A 22,041-nucleotide genomic window follows, 5' to 3' on the forward strand; every position below is an offset into this window, starting at 1 on the left:
TAGAACGTTGATAGGTTGGGTGTGTAAGCGCTGCGAGGCGTTGAGCTAACCAATACTAATTGCCCGTGAGGCTTAACCATACAACACCGAAGGGGTTTTGTGGGCTCAATTGAAGAACATTGAATGTGTGAATGAGAACGAAGCAGCTTTCCGAATTAAGAAATTTGCTTGGCGACCATAGCGTTGTGGACCCACCTGATTCCATGCCGAACTCAGAAGTGAAACACAACAGCGCCGATGGTAGTGTGGGGTCTCCCCATGTGAGAGTAGGACATCGCCAGGCTTTGAATATCGCTTACATATCATTAAAAATATGAAAGCAAAACTAAAAATATAGCATTATCAAAGTAAGACTAATTTTTAGTGACAATTTGTGGAGAGATGGCTGAGTGGTTTAAAGCACCGGTCTTGAAAACCGGCGATGGTTAATAGCTATCCTAGGGTTCAAATCCCTATCTCTCCGCCACTTTTAAAGAAAAAACCGCTGTTTTTACAGCGGTTTTTTTCGTTTTATATCAACATGCCAATCTGGAAAATTAATAGCTTAATTCAATCCCTCGAACATATCTTGAGCACCCTATCTGTACTTTCTAAAAATCGATTTTACACATTGAACACCTCAGACATAATGTCGTTGTGATCCGCAAAACTTTGTTGGTTAGCGTGAGCCAACTCCACACTTGCTCTATTGGATTTAGCACTGTGAGTCGGAGGAAACGTGATGACACTGACATGACTAAACTGCACTTATATACCTACCAGCACCATCCATTATAACGACGGCCTCACCTATACCTATAGGGGCATGCCGATCCAAATAAATACGCATATTCAAATCGCTGCGGCTTCACAGTTCGAGGTTTTGTGCCGTGCTCGGCCTTAAGTCAAATGGCATTTTGATCAAGAAATTATCCAGGAAATCCCAGGTGTTCAAGCGGGTAATAGTAGAATTAGGATGGTTTTTGTTGGCTCGCCAGCGTTTTAAAATCGGCGCTATTAAGGCTATCCATCGTGATATTTAACAATAGCTAGATAGCCTTAATGAGATCGTACTTTTCTTTAATTGGTATAAGGTTATTTTTAGGTGCTTAGATTGCCATTTAAACATGCTCTATCATGGTCAGTGCCTTACGTGAGACTTCTGCGGCGGCTTTAGGGTAGTTTTGTTTTTCAAGGCTATCGGCAAGATAAGCGTAATCAGATACATTGGCACGGAGCAATAACGCTTTTTCCAAATGGCTTTGCGCCTCTGCCCATTTTTGCTCTCTCATATACAATTGAGCCAGTGCGCTGTGTGCTTCGGCGTTACCACTATCCTTACTAATGGCTTCTTGTAACAACAAAATTGCTGGGTATCTATCTGGTAAATTGAGCTCTGCCAATAATGAATACAGAGCTGGCATTGGATGTTTTTTTAATGTTTCTTTAATGACGGTAAATGCTTGCGAGTCTGCTTTTCGTTGGATCAACTGCTCGATGAAGCATTGAGTTAAAATGACGTCGTTTTTGGTTTTCCTTGGGAGCTTGTCCCAATGATTGATTAAGCCTTCGCTACCTTGCTGCTGGGCCACGTTTTTTAGTAAACCGCATTGTGCTTTTTGGTTCAGTTGTTGGCTCTCGTCCGCATTAATCTGTTTTGCTTTTTGGAGCTTAGGTAAAAGCTCAAGCAGCGGTTGCCACTGTTCTAGGTGCACGTATGTTGTCTTGAGTAAGTTGAGCACGATGGTGTTATTCGGATGAGTGGCTTGTAATGCTGATAAAGTGCTTAGCGCCTGATCAAACTCTCCTTCTCGTACTTGCTGCTTGCCGCGAGTTAATTCAACGGCTAGGCCTGCATTACTTTGTTGACTGGCGAGATCTAAATAGTGATCTCGTTTTGCTCTGTCGCCCATTCCCTGCGCGGCTTCCGATGCAACAAGATAGCAGAGCAGCGGCATATCATGCTGGTTCGCCCAGCGAGTGACTTTCTTTTCTGCCTGCTTCCAGTCTCCCTCTAGAAGTTTAATGATACCTTCATTGGTATAACGGCGAGAGCGCTTTAACTTACGTACGCTGAACCAGTTTAATGTGTTTGAACTGGCGTAGAATGCTTTTTTGAGGAGATACTCTAAGCTAAATAATCCAGAGAGGAGTGCAATCACAAAGATCACTAAGGTGGTCACGCTCATCTCTATTGTTCTATTAGCTATAGAGATAAGAACATAACCTTGCTGGCCAGCATATTGGGTTCCGATAAATAAACCGGCCCCTAATACTACAAAAAGAAAGATGACTCTAAACATTACTTATCCTCCGTAACGCTCATTGGAGAGACTTCACGGCGTAGGCGTTCAGTGATGACATCAGCGAGTTCGTGCTGAGTTTCAAATTTAACTGGATATTGCACTTGTATATTTTGTTTACTGAGCTGCAATAGCGCGTGATTAAACTGCTGCACACTCTGATCATCGGAATTAAAGAAGCTGGCTGACCATTTATCTGCTGTGCTCAGTGCCGTTGTATAAATCTCTTGTTGTTCTGCGTATACGGCTTTGATGGCGGTTTCTAATTTTGCTTTGAGATTTTCTTTTAGATAGAAGTGCTGTTCAGGTGACAGTAGCGGAATGGCATTACCGTCTCGAGTGCGGAAGGTAATGAAGTTCTCCGAGAAGTCTTTCAATGAGCTAACGAGATTATTTTGCCAGTCGTTAATATTTTCGGAAACTTGTGGTGCTGATTGCTGCTGAGTTTCAGGCAACATGGTATTGGCCAGCGGTAGAGTGTCAACTTGTTGCTGCAAGGTTGTTAAGCGTAACACTAGCCCTTCACGATCAATCAATGGGATGATTTTGAGCTGAGTAATGTCACGCGCCATGGCTTTGCGTAGCGGCACTAAGCTTGGGTCATTCAATTCAGCAATACGCTGATCAGCGCTTTCCATTAGCTTGGTCGCGCTGACGATGTCATGTTCTAGAAAAAGTTTACGGCCTGCTAGTTTCACTAAGTAGTCAGCTTCTGCTAGTAGCCAGTCGTTGGGACGGCGGCCTTTGATATCAGCTATCGCCAGTTGCAAGCTGTCGATACTTTTTTGCTGTTGATTCAAGGCTACGTCAGTTTTGTGAGTGAGTTGGTCCGCTTTGGTTTGTGTTTCCTGCTTTATTTGATTGATTTCAGCCGCGAGCTGACTTTGGGTTTGTGTTAATTGAGTCTGCAATGCGTTGATTTTGGCTTGGTAAACAGCGTCTTTTTGCTGCATTTGATAGGCTATACCACCACTGAAAATGATGGATAGGCTAATTGCAATAACAGAAAGTTTGATGCTGCGCTTTGCTCGTTTATCACTCTTTTCTTCAGGCTGAGGCGTGGGATCCTGCACGTAACTTTTTGGTGAATCAAGGTTATCCGTTGCGTCTTTTTCTGTAACCAGAGGAGGTGTGGCTGCTTTTTCAGGTTCAATATGCGGGTTATTATTTTTGCTTGTCATGCTTAGAGTCCTGTCTAGATTGGCTAATACTAGCCGCGAGTTCTGTATTGGAGGCGCTTCCCACGTTCGTGACGCACCCAAATCCCATGTGCAGCGCCTCTTGTCGAATTCGCTCGCTTGGGACAAAAAGAGCTAAATTTAGCAGCCAGAGTCGTTGTGAATCAGAGAATTGATCCATCATAAAATTGAGTTGACCTGAGCTGGTGACAACTAACTGAGTGACTTGCTGTTGCTGCCACAGAGATATCGATTCGGCGGCAAAGAGGGTGATCGTATCGCGTCGATACACTTCCTTATACACCACATCAGCACCACGCTCGATTAAGCTGTCGTGGATGAGCTCACGTCCGCCATTACCACGTAAAATCATCACCTTAAGGCCCGATATTGATTGCAACTGCGGTAGGGCAAGCAGGTGTTCACTGTCACTTATCTGCGGATAGTGTACTTTTTGTTGGCTTAATTTGCTGAAAACATGTGCGGTTTTTTGACCAACGGCAAGGTATCTGGCGTCATTTGGCCAAAAATATCGGTGATCTTGCAAAAATTGATGACTGAACGTCACCGCGTTTTGGCTAACCGCAATAATAATGTCGCATTGCTGAAGTTCTGGGAGTAAATACGGGAGATCGACTCCTGCATTAATCTGAATCAGTGGATGGTGAACGGAGCGGATACCGAGATCCGCTAATTGTTGGCAAAGTTCAATCCCTTGATTTTCGGGGCGAGTGACCAACACCGTCATGCTTTATTCGTGCTCGCAGTAGAGTTTGGACAGAATATCTCGCGCTCCATCATTGAGCAATTGATGGGCAAGCGTGATTCCTAGTTGCTCGGCATCGGAGCGGTGGCCGCGAATCTCACCTTGTACAATCTTAGAACCATCAGGCTCACCGACTAATGCTCTTAGCCAAATATGATCACCATCGAGTAGGGCGTAGCTACCGATAGGTACTTGGCAACCGCCTTCTAATGTTAGGTTCATGGCTCGTTCACATTTCACGCGATCAGCCGTGTCAGAATGGTTGAGTGGCGCAAGTAATGCTCTTAAACGTTCGTCATCTAAACGGCATTCAATCCCGACTGCACCTTGTCCTACTGCAGGAAGCGATTGTTCTGGTTCAATAATGCTGCGAATGCGATCTTCAAGCTTCAAACGTTTTAAACCTGCTGCGGCGAGAATAATCGCATCGTATTCACTTGCGTCGAGTTTTCCAAGACGAGTACCGACATTGCCACGCAATTCTTTAATCACAAGGTCTGGTCGATATGCTTTGAGTTGGCATTGGCGACGTAGGCTACAGGTGCCGACGATGGCACCTTGAGGCAGTTGTTCAATGCTTTGATAGGTGTTTGAAACGAAAGCATCACGTGGATCTTCGCGTTCACAAATCGTTACTAGTCCAAGCCCTTTCGGGAAATCGACGGGAACATCTTTCATTGAATGCACTGCTAAATCGGCACGGCCTTCAAGCATAGCGACTTCCAACTCTTTGACAAAAAGCCCCTTACCGCCCACTTTAGCTAAAGGCGTATCTAAAATGACGTCGCCTTTGGTTACCATGGTCACTAATTCCACTTCTAGGCCAGGATGAGCCGCTTGCAGCGCATCTTTAACATAATAAGCTTGCCAAAGGGCGAGCGGGCTTTTACGTGTGGCGATTCGAATGGGTGTTGCGTGAGTCATGATAATCCCGAGTGTAGGTAATGGATGGTTTAATCCTATCATTCCCGCTATGAAAGGTTTACTACTAGATCGTCGCTGTGAAGGATTGATGAAGAGATAGCATAAATTGGTCAAAATTGTGTGATTTATATCTCGTTTATATAATGAGCTATTACGACAAAGTGTAAATAGCTACGACACTATAGCCAAGGTCATTGGAGCGCATTGTAGGCATGCTCTGCCTGAGTGTGATATGCATCGAGAGGGCTTTACCAAATGGAAAGAAAATGTTAGATTGATCACGTTTTTTTGGTGCTTTAGAATAAAATATAATCAAAGCGCGTGTTAATGTTTCAACCAAGGAATCAACCTTGCAGGCTTACACCAAGACGTTAATTCAACGATTAGACAATCTCAACCAGCAACGTACCGAGCGTGCGCTGGCGCTTATGGATTTGCAAAGTCAACGTGTATTTCATTTCATTCCTGCATTACTGCACTTCAATCACCCGATTATTCCCGGCTACTACGATGCAAAAGTCCCTTATGGTGTCTATGGTTTTGAGCCTAACGACATCCAACGTCAGCTGGTTGAAGATACAGAACTCACCTTAGGTCAACCCTTACCGACCGCTGATTCCCCCGCTATTCTTGCTCTGTATACCATGGGCAGTACCTCGTCGATTGGTCAAAGCACCTCGAGTGACTTAGATATTTGGGTATGTGTAGCATCGAGTATGAGCTGTGATGAGCGGGAAAGCTTAAGCAACAAATGTTTGTTGATCACTGACTGGGCAAAGAGCCAAGGGGTGGAAGCTAACTTTTTCTTGATGGATGAGCTACGTTTTCGCAGTAATCATTCTGAGCAGATGACAGGCGAAAACTGCGGTTCATCGCAACATCTCCTGCTATTAGACGAGTTCTATCGCTCTGCTGTTCGCTTGGCAGGCAAGCGTTTACTGTGGCAAATCGTGCCTCCTGAAATGGAAGAGTGCTACGACGAATACGTGCACGAATTGTGCAGCAATGATTACATTAATTGCAGTGAATGGATCGATTTTGGTAAGTTGAACCGCATTCCTGCTGAAGAGTATTTCGGCGCAAACCTTTGGCAGCTTTATAAAAGCATCGACTCGCCTTACAAGTCAGTGTTAAAAGCGATTCTGCTTGAGGCGTATTCGTGGGAGTACCCACACACGCAATTATTAAGCATTGATACCAAACGACGGTTTTTTACTCATGAACCTGATTTGTACAGTATGGATGCTTACTATTTGATGCTTGAAAAAGTGACGCGTTACCTTGAACGTATTGGTGATTCTGCCCGTCTTGATCTGGTGCGTCGTTGTTTTTATCTCAAAACGCATGAAAAGTTATCCCGTGAGCCGAGCTTAGGCTCAGTGGCATGGCGTCGAGAAGCATTAAGCCACATGATTCAGCAGTGGAATTGGTCGGAATCTGTTGTTCAAGAATTAGACAATCGCCGTAATTGGAAAGTTGAACAAGTTAAAGTCGTCCATCATGCGTTGTTAGATGCGTTGATGCTGAGCTATCGAAACTTGATCCAGTTTGCACGCCGTAATGACATCACCTCGGCCATTAGCCCACAAGATATTTCAATCCTCGCACGTAAGTTGTATGCGGTGTTTGAGGTGTTGCCGGGTAAAGTCACTCTGCTGAATCCACAAATTTCGCCAGATCTGCACGAGCCGGATCTCTCGTTTATTCAAGTTCGGGAAGGGCGAACCAATAAAGCGGGCTGGTATCTGTATAAGCAGCCTCTAGTTGCCCATCGTATGATTGGCCAACCTTTCCTTGAGCATAATGAATACCTCAGTAAGCTGGTCTCTTGGGCGTTCTTCAATGGTTTGATCACGGAATCAACTCATTTGCATTCAGTAGTACGTGACGCACAGTTGGATATTGATAAGTTCTATCAAATGGTCAGCGATTTGCGTAATACCTTCTCGTTGCGTAAGCGGCGGCCGACCATGCAGGCTCTAGCAAGCCCTTGTGAAATCAGCCAGCTGGCGATGTTCATCAACTTTGAAAATGATCCTACCGCGGAATTAAGCGGTAAATCGCTCAAAATTGATTTGAAAAATATAGATATTTTCAGTTTCGGATCTGAGCAAAAAAGCTTAGTCGGTAGTGTCGATTTAGTGTATCGCAACTCGTGGCATGAAGTACGGACTCTCCATTTTACTGGCGAAACGGCGATGCTCGACGCGTTGAAAACCGTGCTTGGCAAAATGCACCAAGATGCGCTACCGCCAGAGTCTGTCGATGTATTTTGTTACAGCAAAAGTCTGCGTGGCGTGATGCGCAACATGGTGTACCAGTTGCTGGCGGAATGTATCGATTTGCGTTTGAAACCGGTAGAGCAAGAGAAACGTCGCCGTTTTAAAGCGTTACGCATTGGCGATCAAATGTATGGCCTGTTTTTTGAGCGGCGAGGGGTTTCGGTACAGAAGTTGGAAAACTCGGTAGATTTTTACCGCAGTATTTCAACCAACAAATTGAAAGGTTCACCGCTGTTAATGCTCGATCGCGATCAAGATTATCAACTGCCGGAAATCGTCGATGGTTTTGCTAGTGAAGGCTTAGTGCAGTTTTTCTTTGAAGATACTGATAAAGGCTTCAACATTTATGTGTTGGATGAGTCGAACCAAATTGAAGTCTATCACCAGTTCAGCGGCGAAAAAGATGAGATGATCACTAACGTCAACAGCTTTTATACCTCAGTGCGCGACGGTAACCCACTCTCCGCTAAACTTATTAACTTCAATCTGCCGCAGTATTATCAAATCGTCCACCCAGAAGAAGGGGAGAGTTATATTGTCCCTTATCGTAACGATTCCGCGCTCTATTCTCGTCCTTCAAAAGCGGTCAACGCTTAGTTCGGTAGCGCCAAGTCACACATCTGTCACTTGGCGTTGTTGCTTTACACCCAGTCGATCGTTTCGCCAGCGTGTTTTTCACATTCTTGTTTCACCATCGCAATCAATTCCAGCCCTGTTTTTGAACAAATCCAGTTTTGGTCGATCAGTTTGAAATGGAAACCGCCTGACTTTGATGCCAGCCAAATTTCATGCATTGGCTCTTGGCGGTTAATAATAATTTGGCTGCGGTCATCAAATTCTAACGTCATCACATTGCCTGAGGTCTCGTAATCAATGTCGGCACCTGCGTCGTCTATCGCTTGTTCAATGATTTCTAGCTGCTCATCGACAAGTTGGTGAAATTCAGTATCGTTCATCCTGTCTATCCTATTGCTTTTCCTGATTGTGGTGCGATTATAGGGGGCATTGACTCAATAATCACGACATGCAAAATGAAAAAATCAATCGCTGCACTTTTTATGTTGTCACTCCTTGCTCTCGCAGGGTGTGGTCAAACCGGGCCGTTATACATGCCAGCAGAGCCTGAGCAGAGTGAACAACCTCAGCCATAGTCATTGATTTAGCTTAAAGGAAACGAATTTTGGATTACTTCAATTATCAGGACGATGGTCAGCTTTGGGCTGAAAATGTCGCATTAACAGAGTTGGCTGAGCAATATGGCACGCCTTTGTATGTTTATTCTCGCGCTACTTTAGAGCGTCACTGGCATGCTTTTGATAAGTCGGTAGGCGAACATCCTCATCTGGTGTGTTATGCGGTGAAGGCTAACTCAAACTTAGGTGTATTAAACACGTTGGCGCGTTTAGGGTCAGGTTTTGATATTGTTTCGGCAGGAGAGCTTGAGCGTGTTGTAGTGGCGGGTGGTGACCCGGCGAAAGTGGTATTTTCTGGCGTCGGTAAAACGGAAGCGGAAATGAAACGCGCGTTGGAGCTCAAGATTAAATGCTTTAACGTTGAATCCGAGCCTGAATTAGCACGTTTAAATAAAGTGGCTGGCGAGCTGGGTGTCAAGGCACCGATTTCACTGCGCATCAACCCTGATGTGGATGCACAAACCCACCCTTATATTTCAACCGGTTTGCGTGACAATAAGTTTGGTATTGCTTTTGACCGTGCACTGGATGTTTATCGCTTGGCACAAAGCCTAGAGAATCTCAGCATTCACGGTATTGATTGCCACATTGGCTCTCAACTGACCGCCATTGCCCCTTTTATTGATGCAACCGATCGCTTACTTGCGTTAATTGATCAGCTTAAAGAGGAAGGGATCACCATTAAACATTTGGATGTTGGTGGTGGTTTAGGCGTGGTGTATCGCGATGAGTTGCCCCCGCAGCCTTCCGATTATGCCAAAGCCTTGTTGGCGCGTTTGAGTAACCATCAAGATCTCGAACTGATTTTTGAACCGGGACGTGCTATTGCGGCTAACGCGGGCGTGTTGTTGACGAAAGTAGAGTTTCTCAAACATACCGAACACAAAAACTTTGCCATTATTGATGCGGCGATGAACGATTTGATGCGTCCAGCGCTTTATCAAGCTTGGCAAGATATTGTTCCTGTTGTGCCGCGCCAAGGTGAAGCGCTAACCTATGACTTGGTTGGGCCTATTTGTGAAACCGGTGACTTCTTGGGTAAAGATCGTTCATTGGTCTTGGCTGAGGGAGATCTACTGGCGGTTCGCTCAGCAGGAGCTTACGGTTTTGTGATGTCTTCGAACTATAATACACGTACTCGCGTGGCGGAAGTGATGGTGGATGGTGCACAAACCCACCTTGTTCGTCAGCGTGAAGCACTATCGAGCCTATGGGCATTAGAGCGTATTCTGCCGGAGTAAATTGAAGCATTATGCATTTCCATTTTTCTAAAATGCACGGTTTGGGTAATGACTTCATGGTCGTTGATTGCATTACACAAAACGTCTTCTTCTCCCCTGATTTGATCCGCCGCTTGGCGGATCGTCATACTGGCGTGGGGTTTGATCAGCTATTAGTGGTTGAAGCGCCGTATGATCCGGAAAGTGATTTTCACTACCGTATTTTTAATGCCGATGGCAGCGAAGTTGAACAATGTGGCAACGGCGCACGTTGCTTTGCTCGCTTTGTGCGGATGAAAGGGCTGACCAATAAGTACAGCATTGGAGTCACGACTAAAAAAGGCAAAATGGTTTTAAATGTTGAAGAGGATGATCAAATCACCGTCAACATGGGCATACCAGAATTTGAGCCTAATAAGATTCCATTTCGAGCCAAACAGGCAGAGAAAACCTACATCATGCGCGTTGAAGAGAAAACCTTGTTCTGCGGGGCGGTGAGCATGGGCAATCCGCATGTGGTGACAGTGGTGGAGGATGTGACAACCGCTGAGGTTGAAATTTTGGGTCCACTGCTTGAATCCCATGAGCGTTTTCCAGAGCGTGTTAACGCAGGCTTCATGCAAGTGCTGAATCGCAATGAAGTGAAGCTACGTGTTTATGAACGTGGCGCGGGTGAAACTCAAGCGTGTGGCAGTGGTGCGTGTGGCGCGGTTGCCGTTGGTATTCTTCAAGGGTTATTGGCGGAAGAGGTGACAGTACACTTACCTGGTGGCTCGTTAGAGATCCACTGGCAAGGGCCGGGTAAGCCACTCTATATGACAGGCCCTGCGACTCATGTGTTTGATGGTCAAGTCTCTTGTTAGGGTTAAGTAAGATAAGGAATCGTTTTGTCACACGTTGAAGCGGATGCACTCACAGCCGAAGTTGTGGCTGAATATTTACGAGATCACCCAGATTTTTTCCTCCAGCGTTCAGAGCTGGTTGACAGGCTCTCCTTGCCGCACCATCAACAAGGTGCGGTCTCTTTGGTGCATGTACAACTGAATCGTCAGCGCCAGAGAATTGAGGAGTTAGAGGAAGAGATCACAGCCTTTATGTCATTAGCGGCCAATAATGACCGCACTTTCCACGAATTTATGGATCTGCAAGAGCAGATCTTAAAATGTCATTCAATGCCGCAAGTATGCAAGGCAATAGAAAACAAAGCGCAAACCTTAGGTTTGGTAGCGTATATTCGTTTACTGGCCTCGCCTGAAACCGATTATCAATTGACCCAAGAGCAATGGCAGCGTTTTTCAACTAACCATTTTAATGGCAAAAATGCTTATTTAGGGCGTATGAAAAAGTTGGATCGCCAAGCGTTATTTGGTGAACAAACTGCTGCGCCAGAAATGGGTTCGTATGTGGTGCTACCATTAGGTAAGCGCTCATCACAAGGCGTATTAGCGTTTGCAAGTGAAGATGGCGGCCATTTTCAACCGAGTATGGATACCCTCTTTTTACGTCATTTGGCGTTAGTTCTCTCTCATTTAATTGAGACTCTACCTTGGCAACCGATTGAGCATGACCGAATCAGCCACACCTCTGCCTAACGGCTTACAGCAGCCCTTAACTCGCTTCTATGAATATCTGCGGAGCGAGAAAGGGTTGAGCTTGCACACCCAACGCAATTACAAACAACAGCTGGAAACCATGGCGCAGCATTTAGTGCAGATGGGGCTGAATCAATGGCAACAAGTCGATGCCGCTTGGGTGCGACAGCTGGCGAGCAAAGGGATGCGTGAAGGGATGAAAGCCAGCAGTTTAGCGACGCGTCTCTCTTCATTGCGCAGTTTTTTTGATTTCTTGATCTTGCGTGGTGAATTGACAGCTAACCCGGCCAAAGGCGTTGCAGCACCGCGTAAAAAACGCCCGTTACCGAAAAACTTAGATGTGGATGAAGTCGCACAACTGCTCGAAGTCAAGGATGATGATCCGCTGTCAGTGCGCGATCGCGCCATGATGGAACTGATGTATGGTGCTGGGTTGCGTTTAGCGGAGCTCGTCAGCATTAACGTAAAAGACCTGAGCTTTAGCCGCGGCGAGATTCGAGTGGTGGGTAAAGGGGATAAAGAACGTAAGGTGCCTTTTGCAGGGCAAGCCAAAGAATGGGTGGCGCATTGGTTGAAAATACGAACGCAGTTTGCGAACGCTGATGAGCAAAGCTTATTTGTTTCAAAGCTGGGTGTTCGTATTTCGCATCGCAACGTACAAAAACGCATGGCCGAGTGGGGGCAAAAGCAGGCGGTGGCTAGCCATATTAGCCCACATAAACTGCGCCACTCTTTTGCGACTCACATGCTTGAATCGAGTAATAATTTACGTGCTGTCCAAGAGTTGCTGGGTCATGAGAATATTTCGACGACGCAAATTTATACGCATTTGGATTTTCAACATCTTGCGCAGGCCTATGACCAAGCGCACCCAAGAGCACGTAAAAAGAAACAGAGCGAGTAACGCATGCACTTTTATCGCAATATCGGCCCCATTAAAGCGATGAGCTTTGATTTGGACGACACGCTGTATGACAACCATCCAGTGATCCGTCATGTTGAGCAGCAAATGGTCGTGTGGCTGCACACTCATCATCCGCTTTCCGCGACGCGTCCGATAAGTTGGTGGCAGCAACTTAAACAGCAACTGGCGCTGCAAGAGCCACTGCTCGGCCATGATGTCACTCAGTGGCGATTTAAGCAGATAGAACAAGGCTTAATTCAATTAGGCTATTCGCCGCAACTTGCTTTACAGGCTGCGCAGAATGCCATTGAAGAAGTGTTGCGGTTACGTCACTTAATCACGGTGCCAGAGAAGACGCACCGCGTGATGACCGAACTGGCAAAGCGCATGCCGTTAGTAGCGATTACCAACGGCAATGTTGACCCGCACAAAATTGGCTTGGGGCATTATTTTCAACAAATTTTTAAAGCGGGTCCCGATGGCTTGGCCAAGCCGTATCCGGATCTTTTTGACAAAGCGCAGGCTGCATTACAGCTACCTGCAGCCTCGATTTTACACGTTGGTGATCATCTGATAACCGATGTGCAAGGCGCAAAAAGCAATGGTTTCCAAGCCTGTTGGTATAACGATCAAGGCCAAACCTTGCTCGCCAGTCGTAAGGCCAAAGTGTTGCCTGATATTGAAATCCATCAACTGGATTCATTACTGCAGCTTTAGGGCGTGGCCGCTTTTATCCGCTTGAAAAGCCTTGAGATAGTAAGTGAAAAACGCGCGTAACTCTCTCGCGTTATTTGGTTCTCCGAGAGAGTTGAGCAGCTCAACGCCCACTTCCAACGTGCATAAATGACCAGCATCTTGATTTCGCCTTAATCCATACTGAGAGATTTGATTTGGGGTGAGGTGTAGCTGCGGTAAATCGGATAACCAAGGGCTCTTATTGAGCATCTTCTTGGCTTCTTGCCATGTCCCATCCAGGATAATAAACACGATTTCTTGAGTGTCAGACGTTGAGAGAGATTGGTATTCGGTGAGCGATTGACTGCGCGTCGAAGGGAAAATAACCACCGCGTTTAACTTCTCATCCAGAATTCTCTTTTGTAATGATTTCGCCGTAGAGATTCGGTCCCAGATGTACACAGAGGAATTAGGCAAGCTACGCAGCAGCAGCTTGCCAGTATTGGTCGCTCGATGCGGTTCATTTTCATGCATCAGTAGTGCAATGCGCAGTTGGCTATCCAGTGTTGGTTGCAGTGAACAGAGGCATTGATAGCTAAAATGGCAAACTGGGCAAGGGCACGGTCTGGTCACTTATGGTGTCTCGATATTTTCAGAAAATAACGTTAAACCGCCATTGGCGATAGGGTAGAGTACATCGCCCACCTTCTCTTTTTCTGCTTTCAGTTGGTAACCAGTGCGAGTAAAGATACGTTCAGAAAGCAGATATTGTTGCTGGTGGCGCGTCATGACAACTTGGATCTGATTTAGGTTTAATGGTTGCCAAAACCCCTTTTCAACGGTCGATGGCTGACCATCGTTGTAGTCATAATGAGTGCTAGCAGTATGATCCGCATTCAGTTGCAAACGAATCGTGAAATCCCTATTTTGGGTCGAAGTAGCATGATAAGCCCCAACCCATGGAAGCGTCGCATCACTATTACCTAAGGTGGCACACCCCTGATAGCTTTTCTCACCGACCTTCAAGGTGGAACTCCAGCCGTACAGCGAGTCACTCATCCCGTCACTGCACATTTTTTGTGTGAGGAGCAGCGAACCTTGATTCATTTGGTACTCACGCTTAGTTTCAGATGGCTGACTTTTTGTGATAGCGAATGTTTGAGTTTCACCGCTGATGGTTTGAAAGTTAAGGTTTTTCCCTTCAAAGTGAATGGACCATGACGGTTCGTTGCCAAAAGCGCGTGTCGATTTGAGTGGTTGATTGCAGCGTTTCGGATTTTCAGCACTGAGCATATTGATGCTGGTCACGTTGAAACGTGCGCTGGAATCGGCATCGAAGCCTGTGCGGCTTGGCGATGATAAAGTACCGATGAGCTCTCCATACAAAGGCTGATAAGGCGAGCGAGCCAAACTCAAGGCTTGCTGAGTCTGCTGTGGCGTCAGTGCTAGCCAATATTGTTGATTGCTACCACAAGGTGTAAAGGTTTGCGCCTCATGACCTACCACGACTTCTCCACGCATAATAAAGGATTGCGCTTTGATTGAACTGGGTTTATCCAAACTCGCCATCGGTACGGCTGGTGGCTGTGATGCGTTGTGTGTCGTACAGGCTTGCAGCATTAATGTGGTCAATAACAGCGCGGAACAGTGAAGCACTTTCATAGCAGACTCTTTTTGGGCAATGCAACGAGGCTAGATTATGGCACAAAGGCGCTGGCAAATTGAACTGATGGGTGTGAATTTAACAACCCGCGGACAAGTATCAGAGATAAATCGCAAAGCCGTTATGAACAAAAAAACAGCGTTCAAATGGCGCTGTTTTTTGTGACCGCTCGTTACTGCAGGCTGCTGTTACAATAAATGTTCACGCAAATAGTGAGCCACGGCGTCTTCTGCATTGCTACCAATCACGGTGTTATTCGGCAGTGCATTGAACACTTTTTGATGCGATGTGCCCATGACCAAGCCTTTACCAGCCATCGACAGCATTTCCACATCGTTCATACCATCGCCAAACGCAATACAGTTATCTAGGGTCAGGTTTAATGATTCTGCAACGGCTTTGAGCGCATCCCCTTTCGACACTTCTGCTGCCATCACTTCCAAACACCAAGGTGTTGAGAAGGCGACGTTCAGTTTGTCGCCAAAAATATCATTTAAGCGTTCTTCAAACTGAGCTAATAACTCATGATCTTGCGCTGGGTGGGTGAAGAATATTTTGGCGACGCCCTCGGTAGGTGCGTTATTGACATCAAATACTTGGTAGCTAAAGCCGGATTCTTCGTGGAAATCACGCAGCGTTTCATCTTCTTTATTCAATAACCACGATTCATCTTGATAGATGTGAACAAAAATATCAGGGTTTTGCTTAAACACGTCAATGACGGGCTGTACCAATTCTTGCGGTACATTTTTACTGTACATCAGGTTGTCATGTTGATCGTGAACGCGCGCGCCATTGGAAGTAATCATGTAGGCTGGAATGCCCGCTAACTGGCGAATACCCGCCACATCAACGTGATGGCGACCGGTAGCGAAGATGAAAGTAAAGCCTTTTTGGTGAAGTGCTTGTAGCGTTTGCTTGGTGAATTCGCTCAATTGGTGGTTTGGCGCAAGTAGTGTACCGTCGAGATCGGACGCCACGATATGAATCGCGTGCTCTTTACATTCGGTGGTCATAAAACCCTCATTATCATGGTCGATTTGGTTTGCAGATCGCAGATGGTGGAGAAACTTTGGTGTGGCCTAGTTTACGCCATCTTAAAGAGGAAAAAGAGGGTAAAACTCTCAATTGAAATTTCCTCTATTTGCTCAGTTCTAACACCGTGATTAAACCGTGTTCTCAAGAGATTGGAATTGCTTAAATAGCTCATCAAGTGCTTGGTTTCGATAGCAATCCTTTTCAAAAAAGAGCTCATGCTTTGCTCCTTCAATGATAACCAGCTTGCTAGATGGATTGGTTTTCGCCAGCTTAGTGACAAAACGAATTTGATCCGCATTACTGACAATCTCATCCTGCCCTGCTTGCAAGATGAGTGTTGGTAACTTCACTTGACGAGTCATCAGTTGGCACAGCTTCGCTGCCATTAGCCCTTGCCATACCCAGCGCGTGCTAGGGCCGCCAACTTGCAATTCGGGTTTGCGTTGGTACAGGTCTCGAAACCATTGGTAACGCACCTGACTTTGACTTAATGGGTTAATCTCAAAAGGCTTTGCCGAATAGGCTTGATAGCCTGGCGCATAGGTTGGTTTGCTATACATCGCCGTCAGCACTTGGCTCAGTGTCATGGCGATAGGACGTAATTGCCATGGCATGTTGACACCAAACATTGGCGCGCTGAGCACCATAGCCGCAAATGGGTGTTGAGGGTATGTTTGTACATACCGGGTCGCAATGGCACCGCCCATCGAATGAGCGACGAGAAAACGTTGTGCATAATGGCTTAAGTCAAAGTGCTCAATGACACGCTGCATGTCTAAAATGTAGTCATCAAATTCACCGACATGGCCGATTTGTGGATCGTCGATTAATCGATCAGAAAGCCCTTGGCCACGGTGATCAAAAGAATAAATATCATAACCTTGTTGGAAAAAATCATAAAATAGCTCCTGATATTTCCAGCAAGATTCAATTCGTCCGTTGACGACGAAGATCGCCTTTGAGTGTTGAGGCGAGGTAAGTTTGCACCAATAAAGTTTTGTTTTATCAGCAGATTTGATAAAACCTTCTTCTCTGGAGTGCCAGAAATCGGCAATCGTGGTATTGATCACTTGCTCAAAGAAAGACTCTTGAGTATAAGGTGGGGAGTTTGGACTCGTCTGATTCATAGATTATTCTTATTGGACAGATTCGAGGAATAGTTCATTTTTAGGCTAGATTAGTCTAGTTGAGAGGAATTGCAATGGATACTCATGTTTGGCTTGCCTATGTGGTGACCGCGATATTGTTTAGTTTGGCGCCGGGTTCAGGGACGGTCAATTCCATCAGCAATGGTCTCAGCTACGGTACACGTAAATCACTAGCCGCGATTGTGGGTTTACAGTTGGGTTTGGCTTTTCACATCATGTTGGTGGGAGCAGGAATTGGTGCCTTAGTGGCACAATCAACCACGGCATTTAGTGTGATTAAGTGGGTTGGTGCTGCGTATCTGGTGTGGTTAGGTGTTCAAAAATGGCGCGATCGTTCAAGTATGATGGCCAATGCAACGGCTCAAATGCAAACGAGTTGGTCTTTATTGCGTCGAGCGGTGTTGATCAACCTGACAAATCCTAAATCCATCGTCTTTCTGGTGGCGCTTTTTCCACAATTTATTGACCCAACCCAAGATCAGTTCATTCAATTGTTGGTGTTAGGCGTGACCACGGTAACCATTGATTCGATTGTGATGCTTGGTTACACCTCCTTAGCCGCACGAATGGGGCGCTTTATTCGTTCAGAGAGTGTCATGAGTAAGATTAACCGAGTATTTGGCTCGATGTTTATTGGTTGTGGAGCGCTACTGGCAGTGGCGAAGTCCTAGATGGCTATGTCTCAATTATTAGTTGTTAATCACTAATGCATTATTCTTATGTCGCACGACAACCGATCTTAAATGCCAAGCAGCATACGCTTGGCTATGAATTGCTCTTTCGTGATGGGGAAAAAAACGCCTTTCCAGCGCACATTGAGTCGAATCGAGCCACGTATCGCTTGATCGTCGAAAACTTTCTTGCGGTGGGGATCAATCCCAATATTCCCAAATCACGTTGTTTTATTAATTTTCCCTACAAGAGTTTAATTCGCCGTCTGCCTTTAACGTTGCCGCGAGAACAAATTGTGGTGGAAGTGCTCGAAACCTGTGAGCCGACGGATGAACTGCTTGAGGCGATTAAAGAGTTGTATCGGCGTGGCTATCTGGTGGCGCTGGATGACTTTGTGTATGCGCCAGAATGGGAACGCTTTCTGAGTTATGTGCACATCGTCAAGCTCGATATTATGGCGCTGGGCTTAGATCACGCTTGCGAGTTTGTACGTCAGCGTTTAGCGGAAGGCAGTAAGCGTCGTTATTTAGCGGAACGAGTTGAAACGGATCACCAGTTCACCGTGACACGTAATGCCGGTTTTAGCTTTTTCCAAGGTTATTTCTTTAGTAAACCAGAAATGATCAAGCAGCGTTATGTTGGACCAGAGCAGATTATCGCCTTGGAGCTGTTTCGAGAAGTTTGTAAGCCAAATGCTGATTTTGAACGGATTGAATACATTGTCGCGCAAGATGTAGCGCTCTCATACAAGTTGCTCAGATTCGTCAACACTATGTCTGATCGCTTATCCGTGCCGATTTCCTCTTTTCGTCAAGCCTTGGTCTATCTTGGTCAAGATAAACTCAAAACCTTTGTATCACTAGCCGTTGCTTCATTTGTCTCAGCTAAAAAGCCGAAAGAGTTGTATAACCTCTCTTTGCAACGTGCTCAATTTTGCCAATTAATGTCTGGGCATCCTTCATTTCGTCAACATCGCGAGCAAGCTTTTTTAATTGGTCTTTTTTCTGTGTTAGATGCCTTACTGGATATTTCAATTGAAGAGCTGGTTGCGCAGTTACCCTTGTGTGACGTGGTCAAACTAGCATTGCAAAAGCGTGAAGGACCCATTGGCGAGCTGTTGGCACTTGAGGAGTGTTTTGAGCAAGCGGACTGGCAAGGAGTGGAAAGCCATTGTGATCTGCTAGGGCTTGAATTAAATCAAGTCAGTGATGAGCTTTCGGCGGCGCAGCGCTGGAGTCAAGATATTCATCGTTTGCTGTAATAAATTTCGTGCGAATATAAAAACCGTCGTCATGAGCGACGACGGTTTGCCCAAACTTAGGGTTTATTGCAGCCAAGCATTCAGCATCCATACCAGTTTCTCTTGTTCGCGGATGTAGTCACTCATCAGTGCTGAAGTGCCTTCATCTCCCGCCTGCGTCGCAATTTCAAGAATTTCTCGTTGCTGGTGGATCAATACACTGAATCCCTTAACCAATCCTTGCATGGTTTCTTGACCATTAGTTGCGTTAGTGTGTTCTGACACTTGTGCTGTTGCTAAATAGGCGCTGAAGCTATGCAACGGTTGATAACCTAAAGTCAAAACTCGTTCCGCTAACTCATCAATTTTGACCTGTATGTCAGTGTAAATCTCTTCAAATTTTGCGTGCAGTTCAAAGAACTCTTTTCCTTTGATATTCCAATGGTAACCACGAGTATTCATATAAAACACTTGGTAGTTAGCCAATAATTGGTTTAACGCTTGTGCAAGTTGTTGGCTTTGGTTGGTATCTAAACCGATCAAATTTGTTGTCATGTGTTCACCTCGTTGTCATGGATAAGTGATTTCTCTTGTTAAGCATTAGATTGCACCTTGAAGTGAACAAAATAAATTCGTTTTGATTGATTTATTCGATAGGTATTAGCTATTAATTATAATGGCATTAGTGATCCTTTACCGATAACTGACTTGCGGATTACATAGCCAACTATTTCAACTTTATAGTAGAAACCTTAAAACACTGTGGATAGGCACTATGACCAAACGAGTTATTTTTTTTGATTTATTGCGCTGTTTGGCGGCTGTAGCGGTGATCGGTATTCATGTGTTGGCCCCCTATCGGCAGCAACTCGGCGATATTCCTTTTGAGCAGTGGGTGGTTGCGGTTGGCATCAATAGTGTAAGCCGTTGGGCTGTGCCAGTCTTTATATTGATCACTGGAGCCTTAATGCTCAGTGATCGTCGCCCTTTTGATGCGCGTTATTATGTTCAGCGACGTCTTGGCAAAGTTTTGCTGCCATTTATCGTTTGGTCGCTCTTCTATACTTATTTGTCCGGCTGGAGTGCGAGTGGATTTGATGGGCAAGTTGCAAAGGCGGTGCTGAGTAACAGTACGCACCACGCAACGTATTACCATTTAGGTTTTTTTTATTACTTTATCCCACTTTATTTTGTGATCCCTTTTCTACAACTGCTGGTCCGAAGAGTTGATGATAAAGCGCTGTACGCATTAGTTGCCGTGTGGCTGCTGACGACCACCTTATTTTTATGTGGTATTGATGGCCCTTGGAGCAATGAGCTATGGCTGTTTGCTGGTTATTTACCGTTGGGTTACTTGCTTTATCAGAAGGTGCCACTCAACCGAGTAACGCTATGTATGGCGATTCTGCTTGGCTGTCTGGCACTATTGACGACGGTATGGATGGTGGTCAGCCACAGTGTCGCAGCGGGTGAGTATACGATTGGTCGCTGGCTCTCTTATAAAACACTGAACGTTGTGTTAGCCGCCAGCATGATATTTATAGTGTGTCGATATTTTGCTGAGAGATTGCCCGCTCGTGCTAAGCAAGTCGTAAGTGTGATAAGCCAGCACAGCTTAGGCATCTATTTATTACATCCCATCTTTCTATGGCCTGTAAAAGAGTATGGGTGGGATCAAGGGAATCCCGCATGGGTGATCCCGTTATGGATTCTCGTAAGCGGCGCAGGATCACTGGTGGTGAGTATATGGGTTGCTCGCTCTGCAAAAACACGTTGGTTATTACCTTAACGTTTGAGTGCAAAGTGTAGAAACTTGTGTCCGCAATAAGTCAGCATTCCTTGGTCGCCTGGGTTAAGTGCATGGTAATAATGCACGCCGACTTGAAATTCCCGCTTTGGGCCAAGTTTGCCTTTTTGGACGTAAATCCAGAACTCCTGATCCTCTTCCCCAGGACGAGCATGAGGGATGACGATGGCTTGCTTGTCGATAATCGTGACATTAGCAGTGCGTTCGGGGGCGTTTTCGCCTTGTACATGGCGACGATAGAAATAGCTAAATACCCAAATAGCAGAGATAACTAACAAAGCGACAACGATAAGTAATGAAAGCGGCATGGTGAACTCCTTAGCGATGAAGGCGACATTTTAGCGTGCAACATATGGCAAAGGAGTGTTGCTTGCTACTAAAGCGTGAGTTTGATTGGTTTGACGGTTTTTTTTCCAGCGGATATCACATTTCCTCGGTAGGTTAGCGAGCAAAAATGCTCAACTATTCCGTGGGGAAGTATGATAAAAATAGATGGAGCGCCACCAGAGTTGGCACAGGAGGGCGATAATGTCAGATATTGAGAAAGTGGTTTTGCGAACGCGTCGATTGGAAAGCTTGTTGAGAGAGCAATATCACGCTGAGGGGAAGGGGTTACATCAATTGGTGACCAGCTGTGAAGAGCGTTTACCACATGATGTGGTGGGCAAGCTGAGGTTCATTGCCACTATTCGTAACAAAGTTGTGCATGAAGATAACTATCAGTTAGAAGATCGCAAAGCATTTCTTCGTGCGTGTGATGAATGTGAGAAGGAGCTGACTCCGCGTAGCGGTCGTTTTATTTGGCGCGTAGCCATTTCATTAATGACCTTAATCACGTTAGCGGCGCTTCTTTTTTACTATCTTCATTGGGAAGCCCTATCGAAACACGTCACAATGCCATAAATGGTATTAGGTCGTTTTACTCAATCGTTAGATAAAAAAAGAGGACACGCAGGTGTCCTCTTTTTTTATTGGGAATTAGATACTTAGTACATCATTGGCAGTGTCATTAGGCCTACGATAACCGCGATCATTACAAGTCCCTGTTTTTGAGATGAAGAAATCATAACACTGCTCCTTTATTCTGTGGTTTCATTCTATGAATATGAGAATAGCACTACTTTGTTTAGTTGATCAACCTCAATTTGATGAAGCATCCAAAATAACACCTTAACATCATCATATTCAGGGAATATTGGCAATGTTTAGTGCTTGTTTTGGTGTGTTTATATAATGTTCTTCTTGGTTCTGTTTTAATCTGTATTTATTTAATTCGTTGAATTTATTTGATTTTATTAGGTTAATGTGATGTTGCTTGTATGGTTTTTTTTGGTTTTACTATCTTAGGTGGCCTATCATTGTCAGAGTTTGGTGAATTCTCATTTTTCGAGAAAAATTAATTTAATAATGAGATGTTCTTATATACATCTGACGCTGCGACGTTCTACTCTGTCTAA

The 22,041-nt window shown here is 45.3% G+C and carries 22 protein-coding genes, 1 tRNA gene and 2 rRNA genes; 14 read left to right on the forward strand and 11 right to left on the reverse strand.

All coding sequences use genetic code 11. The features are described from left to right. The 3 genes from AACQ42_RS12320 to AACQ42_RS12330 all read left to right on the forward strand — a co-directional run. Nucleotides 1-80, forward strand: a 23S ribosomal RNA gene (locus AACQ42_RS12320); the annotation flags it as partial. 87 nt (nucleotides 81-167) lie between these two features. Further along, a 5S ribosomal RNA gene (rrf, locus tag AACQ42_RS12325) occupies nucleotides 168-283 on the forward strand. 92 nt (nucleotides 284-375) lie between these two features. After that, nucleotides 376-466: transfer RNA gene (locus AACQ42_RS12330), tRNA-Ser, on the forward strand. Nucleotides 467-1,100: 634 nt separating this feature from the next. Here AACQ42_RS12330 and AACQ42_RS12335 read toward each other — a convergent pair. From AACQ42_RS12335 to hemC, 4 genes are read right to left on the reverse strand one after another with little or no spacing between them, the layout of a single operon-like run. Further along, nucleotides 1,101-2,282 carry a heme biosynthesis protein HemY gene (locus tag AACQ42_RS12335; RefSeq protein ID WP_094165441.1) on the reverse strand — a complete coding sequence of 394 codons (1,182 nt, stop codon included), beginning with the start codon at nucleotides 2,280-2,282 and terminating at the stop codon, nucleotides 1,101-1,103. Beyond that, a complete protein-coding gene (locus AACQ42_RS12340; RefSeq protein WP_094165443.1) occupies nucleotides 2,282-3,463 on the reverse strand; it encodes a uroporphyrinogen-III C-methyltransferase in 1,182 nt (393 codons plus the stop codon). The genes AACQ42_RS12335 and AACQ42_RS12340 overlap by 1 nt, the downstream gene beginning before the upstream one ends. Then, nucleotides 3,447-4,208: a uroporphyrinogen-III synthase gene (locus AACQ42_RS12345; protein ID WP_017048597.1), complete on the reverse strand. Its 762-nt coding sequence runs from the start codon at nucleotides 4,206-4,208 to the stop codon at nucleotides 3,447-3,449. The genes AACQ42_RS12340 and AACQ42_RS12345 overlap by 17 nt, the downstream gene beginning before the upstream one ends. A 3-nt stretch (nucleotides 4,209-4,211) precedes the next feature. Then, entirely contained in the window at nucleotides 4,212-5,150 is a 939-nt protein-coding gene (gene hemC / locus AACQ42_RS12350; protein WP_094165445.1) for a hydroxymethylbilane synthase, read from the reverse strand. A gap of 350 nt (nucleotides 5,151-5,500) precedes the next feature. On the opposite strand from hemC, the gene AACQ42_RS12355 reads away from it, so the two are divergent. After that, nucleotides 5,501-8,029 (forward strand): class I adenylate cyclase, encoded by a 2,529-nt coding sequence (locus AACQ42_RS12355; RefSeq protein WP_017044534.1) that lies wholly within the window; start codon nucleotides 5,501-5,503, stop codon nucleotides 8,027-8,029. Nucleotides 8,030-8,073: 44 nt separating this feature from the next. Here AACQ42_RS12355 and cyaY read toward each other — a convergent pair whose 3' ends face one another. Continuing rightward, the gene (gene cyaY / locus AACQ42_RS12360) at nucleotides 8,074-8,388 is read right to left on the reverse strand and encodes an iron donor protein CyaY (protein WP_010319878.1); all 315 of its coding nucleotides are present in this window, start codon (nucleotides 8,386-8,388) and stop codon (nucleotides 8,074-8,076) included. 75 nt (nucleotides 8,389-8,463) lie between these two features. Here cyaY and lptM point away from each other — a divergent pair, with 75 nt between their 5' ends. The 6 genes from lptM to yigB are packed head-to-tail and all read left to right on the forward strand — an operon-like array spanning nucleotide 8,464 to nucleotide 13,058. Further along, a complete protein-coding gene (lptM, locus tag AACQ42_RS17585) occupies nucleotides 8,464-8,583 on the forward strand; it encodes an LPS translocon maturation chaperone LptM (protein WP_033197445.1) in 120 nt (39 codons plus the stop codon). A gap of 29 nt (nucleotides 8,584-8,612) precedes the next feature. Beyond that, nucleotides 8,613-9,866: a diaminopimelate decarboxylase gene (lysA, locus tag AACQ42_RS12370; RefSeq protein WP_088728526.1), complete on the forward strand. Its 1,254-nt coding sequence runs from the start codon at nucleotides 8,613-8,615 to the stop codon at nucleotides 9,864-9,866. Nucleotides 9,867-9,877: 11 nt separating this feature from the next. Further along, the gene (gene dapF / locus AACQ42_RS12375) at nucleotides 9,878-10,708 is read left to right on the forward strand and encodes a diaminopimelate epimerase (RefSeq protein WP_010319875.1); all 831 of its coding nucleotides are present in this window, start codon (nucleotides 9,878-9,880) and stop codon (nucleotides 10,706-10,708) included. A gap of 24 nt (nucleotides 10,709-10,732) precedes the next feature. After that, nucleotides 10,733-11,437: a DUF484 family protein gene (locus AACQ42_RS12380; protein WP_017044536.1), complete on the forward strand. Its 705-nt coding sequence runs from the start codon at nucleotides 10,733-10,735 to the stop codon at nucleotides 11,435-11,437. Further along, nucleotides 11,409-12,341 (forward strand): tyrosine recombinase XerC, encoded by a 933-nt coding sequence (gene xerC, locus AACQ42_RS12385; protein ID WP_010319873.1) that lies wholly within the window; start codon nucleotides 11,409-11,411, stop codon nucleotides 12,339-12,341. Before AACQ42_RS12380 ends, xerC begins: the two co-directional genes overlap by 29 nt. A gap of 3 nt (nucleotides 12,342-12,344) precedes the next feature. Further along, nucleotides 12,345-13,058, forward strand: a complete 714-nt coding sequence (gene yigB / locus AACQ42_RS12390; protein ID WP_064624083.1) for a 5-amino-6-(5-phospho-D-ribitylamino)uracil phosphatase YigB — start codon at nucleotides 12,345-12,347, stop codon at nucleotides 13,056-13,058. Here the strand turns inward: yigB and AACQ42_RS12395 are convergent. The 4 genes from AACQ42_RS12395 to AACQ42_RS12410 form a co-directional block, all read right to left on the reverse strand. Further along, complete coding sequence (locus AACQ42_RS12395; RefSeq protein ID WP_064624085.1) at nucleotides 13,044-13,649, reverse strand: tRNA-uridine aminocarboxypropyltransferase; 606 nt, start codon at nucleotides 13,647-13,649, stop codon at nucleotides 13,044-13,046. The genes yigB and AACQ42_RS12395 overlap by 15 nt on opposite strands. After that, nucleotides 13,650-14,678 (reverse strand): COG3650 family protein, encoded by a 1,029-nt coding sequence (locus tag AACQ42_RS12400; protein ID WP_064624087.1) that lies wholly within the window; start codon nucleotides 14,676-14,678, stop codon nucleotides 13,650-13,652. Between the two features lie 189 nt (nucleotides 14,679-14,867). Further along, complete coding sequence (locus AACQ42_RS12405; protein ID WP_013855511.1) at nucleotides 14,868-15,695, reverse strand: Cof-type HAD-IIB family hydrolase; 828 nt, start codon at nucleotides 15,693-15,695, stop codon at nucleotides 14,868-14,870. A gap of 150 nt (nucleotides 15,696-15,845) precedes the next feature. Beyond that, complete coding sequence (locus AACQ42_RS12410; protein ID WP_026028809.1) at nucleotides 15,846-16,844, reverse strand: alpha/beta fold hydrolase; 999 nt, start codon at nucleotides 16,842-16,844, stop codon at nucleotides 15,846-15,848. A 74-nt stretch (nucleotides 16,845-16,918) separates the two neighbouring features. On the opposite strand from AACQ42_RS12410, the gene rhtB reads away from it, so the two are divergent. Together rhtB and AACQ42_RS12420 are read left to right on the forward strand one after the other, a co-directional pair. Then, entirely contained in the window at nucleotides 16,919-17,536 is a 618-nt protein-coding gene (gene rhtB / locus AACQ42_RS12415) for a homoserine/homoserine lactone efflux protein (RefSeq protein ID WP_094150040.1), read from the forward strand. Nucleotides 17,537-17,571: 35 nt separating this feature from the next. Further along, complete coding sequence (locus AACQ42_RS12420) at nucleotides 17,572-18,798, forward strand: EAL and HDOD domain-containing protein (protein ID WP_013855508.1); 1,227 nt, start codon at nucleotides 17,572-17,574, stop codon at nucleotides 18,796-18,798. Between the two features lie 63 nt (nucleotides 18,799-18,861). On the opposite strand, the gene AACQ42_RS12425 is transcribed toward AACQ42_RS12420, so the two are convergent. Then, nucleotides 18,862-19,332 (reverse strand): Dps family protein, encoded by a 471-nt coding sequence (locus AACQ42_RS12425; protein ID WP_013855507.1) that lies wholly within the window; start codon nucleotides 19,330-19,332, stop codon nucleotides 18,862-18,864. A 220-nt stretch (nucleotides 19,333-19,552) separates the two neighbouring features. Between AACQ42_RS12425 and AACQ42_RS12430 the strand changes: the two genes are divergently transcribed. Continuing rightward, the gene (locus AACQ42_RS12430) at nucleotides 19,553-20,566 is read left to right on the forward strand and encodes an acyltransferase (protein ID WP_047690015.1); all 1,014 of its coding nucleotides are present in this window, start codon (nucleotides 19,553-19,555) and stop codon (nucleotides 20,564-20,566) included. Here the strand turns inward: AACQ42_RS12430 and AACQ42_RS12435 are convergent. After that, nucleotides 20,563-20,892 (reverse strand): DUF2500 domain-containing protein, encoded by a 330-nt coding sequence (locus AACQ42_RS12435; RefSeq protein ID WP_017044543.1) that lies wholly within the window; start codon nucleotides 20,890-20,892, stop codon nucleotides 20,563-20,565. The genes AACQ42_RS12430 and AACQ42_RS12435 overlap by 4 nt on opposite strands. A gap of 220 nt (nucleotides 20,893-21,112) precedes the next feature. Between AACQ42_RS12435 and AACQ42_RS12440 the strand changes: the two genes are divergently transcribed. Continuing rightward, nucleotides 21,113-21,487 carry a DUF4145 domain-containing protein gene (locus tag AACQ42_RS12440; RefSeq protein ID WP_094165447.1) on the forward strand — a complete coding sequence of 125 codons (375 nt, stop codon included), beginning with the start codon at nucleotides 21,113-21,115 and terminating at the stop codon, nucleotides 21,485-21,487. The last annotated feature ends 554 nt before the right edge of the window (nucleotides 21,488-22,041 follow it).

This window comes from Vibrio sp. V12_P9A6T4 (genome assembly GCF_963874835.1).
GTDB lineage: Bacteria > Pseudomonadota > Gammaproteobacteria > Enterobacterales > Vibrionaceae > Vibrio > Vibrio anguillarum.